Annotated in this window: 2 protein-coding genes; one reads left to right on the top strand and one right to left on the bottom strand. The window is 49.3% G+C overall.

The window, feature by feature from the left end; genetic code table 11:
• Positions 1-183: 183 nt before the first annotated feature.
• A complete protein-coding gene (locus QUA97_RS28070) occupies positions 184-1,437 on the bottom strand; it encodes an FIST signal transduction protein (RefSeq protein WP_333197586.1) in 1,254 nt (417 codons plus the stop codon).
• Positions 1,438-1,900: 463 nt separating this feature from the next.
• On the opposite strand from QUA97_RS28070, the gene QUA97_RS28065 reads away from it, so the two are divergent.
• Positions 1,901-2,137, top strand: coding sequence for a Calvin cycle protein CP12 (locus QUA97_RS28065; RefSeq protein ID WP_194071272.1), 237 nt, complete (start codon positions 1,901-1,903; stop codon positions 2,135-2,137).
• The last annotated feature ends 331 nt before the right edge of the window (positions 2,138-2,468 follow it).

The raw sequence follows: 2,468 nt of genomic DNA, 5'->3' as shown, positions 1-2,468 counted from the left end.
TAGTTGTTAGTTGTTAGTTGTTAGTTGTTAGTTGTTAGTTGTTAGTTGTTAGTTGTTAGTTGTTAGTTGTTAGTTGTCAACAGTCAACAGTCAACAGTCAACAGTCAACAGTCAACAGTCAACCGTTAACAGTCAACTGCCAACTGCCAACTGCCAACTGCCAACTGCCAACAGTCAACAAGATTAGGAATTTTGGCGACAAATCCCGAATACGGAGGTATAGCCGTGCAGAAACGTGCTGCCGCCCACGGGGCCGATTTCGCCGTTGCAGAAAAAGCCGCTGAGGGGAATGTTTTTGATGTACCTGCCGAACAGTTTCGAGTCAAAGTTCGATTGGCCGTAAAGCCCTTCGCCGCGCCCCAGACAAGAGAACATCAATGCGCCTGCGCTGGATGTACCCCTGTACTCAGCATCCCGCTGATAGCGATCGAGCAGCAGTTCTAGGTCTTCTGCGGAGGTGCGCGCGTCCCGTAGGTGGAATTGGATGCGCTGTCCGGGACGTACTCGATCGCCGATCGCAATTGCTCCCACTTTCGGATCTACCCCTAACAAATTTCGGATTAAAAAATCTCCGGGCTCTAATTTAAACTTGAATTCATCGCTGACTAAGCCGACAAATAACGAGTGCTGCGCTAATTCTCGGTCTGCTTCGCTCAAAGTTTGAACTAACTCTCGCAGGGCCTCTAAGGGCGATCGCTCGATGCCCCCGCTGCCGATATCGTCGGTTTGTTCTTCGAGTTTGAGCACAATATTGCGCTCTCCTTCTGTCACCCGATAAGGATGCCCGATCGGTCTACAGCCCTGAGCGACGATCGTTTCTAGAACTATATTTCCGCTCAAAGCCACTCCCACCGTTCCTTCTCGGTAAAGCTGATAGTCGCAAAACAGCGCCGCGCCCCTGCCCGCACCGTCCCCGCCGGCGAGTCCCCCTACCTTCGGTGCACCCGGATAAGCATAATCTAGCCCTTGCAGCAAATCGTTAATTTTTGCCGAAAAGGGATCGGCCAAAATGATAAACTGCGGTTCTTCGCCGGCCGGCACGCCCAACAAATCCACCCAAGTATCCGGCGGACTGTCTAAGTCCGGCAGTTCCTCTGCACCGACGTGAAATGTTCTGACGTTCACTCCAGGCAAGCGGGCAAGACAGAGGCTGACTGCTGGAGAACCCTCCACTTCTTCGGTCTGACCGCCTCGACCGGTACCGATGACCCCTCCCCCACCGCAGCCGAGAATCGCAGGCACTGGCAGTAATTCTTTGAGTAAAGGCATCAGCCGAGAATACTCGCTGGCAAAGGCAGACGAGATAAAAATCAGCGCTAAATCGGCCGGGCCTTCTAATTCGCGATCGGCTTTTTCTACAACTTCTTTCAAGGCTGATTCCAAAGACGGACGGGTTGATAAGGCGCTGACCCATTGCATTTGGTTTTGCTTGTCCATAGGGCGAAAATCTCTATAAAACTATGTCTATACATTAGGCTAACCGGAACTTGCCGCTGGCGCGACGCTATTGGAAAGTCGATCGACTCTCCCCCGATCGCCATTCTTGTGTTAACATAAGTTAACATGAGTAAATCAATCTGTTTAGTGTTAAATTCCGTCTTCAGCTAAATCTTAAAAGATCAAGCTCAATACAGTTTGACACGACAATTTCCTGTAATGTTTTCATCAAAAGTCAGGTGGGCTCGACCTGCATTGATGCCTGTGAACTAAAATCCGCCGATCGGCTAAAATAAAACAGGAAGTAGAGACGGCTGCTGCGATCGCAGTTTATGGATGGGTTTGATCGGGCTGCAACATCAGCACATCTCAAGCTAGTATTAGCTGAGGTCGCCAGACTGAAACTGCAAATCGAACACAAGCTAACATCCAAAAAAGAAAACCTTTCTTACTCAAGAAATTTATGACAACAACACCCGCAGGCAACATCCAAGAACAAATTGAAGAAGAACTAGAAAGCGCTCGTACCGTCTGTGACGTCAAGGGCGCAACTTCGGGCGAATGCGCCGCAGCGTGGGACGCAGTTGAAGAACTGCAAGCAGAAGCTTCCCACCAAAAGCAAGTCAAACCTAAAAATTCCTTTGAAAAATATTGCGACGACAACCCTGACGCTGCTGAATGCCGCATCTACGACGAATAAACGAGCAATTTAGCTCCTTGTCTTCCCTCCCGCACCAAAAACTACATTTTGGTGCGGGATTCTTTTATCGCTTGATTAACTATACCTTTTTGCCAAATACGTGCTATACATAACTCCCTCCCAAAAAACCTTGTAAAGGAGAGTTAGGACTTCATCTATAGCAAGTATTTAGTCAACTCCCCAAGAATACCCGGTGGTTGAAACCGCGTCTACAGGAGACTTTACCAACCAGGTAGAGGTTGAAGACAAGACGAGTGAATTACCCACCGTCAAGCGGAGTACCGCTATGACGGGGGCTTCCAGATTCACAAGGAACCGCGTCCGACAAGAC

The sequence above is a fragment of the Microcoleus sp. CZ3-B2 genome (assembly GCF_036705055.1).
Classification (GTDB): Bacteria; Cyanobacteriota; Cyanobacteriia; order Cyanobacteriales; family Microcoleaceae; genus Microcoleus.
The sequence above is the reverse complement of the archived record's forward strand: the minus strand, read 5'-3'. Positions and strand labels throughout refer to the sequence as shown.

What these genes read in the sequence shown, in the direction of transcription:
- QUA97_RS28070 (WP_333197586.1), bottom strand. Translation starts at nt 1,437, where the DNA reads ATGGACAAGCAAAACCAAATGCAATGGGTCAGCGCCTTATCAACCCGT.
- QUA97_RS28065 (WP_194071272.1), top strand. Translation starts at nt 1,901, where the DNA reads ATGACAACAACACCCGCAGGCAACATCCAAGAACAAATTGAAGAAGAA.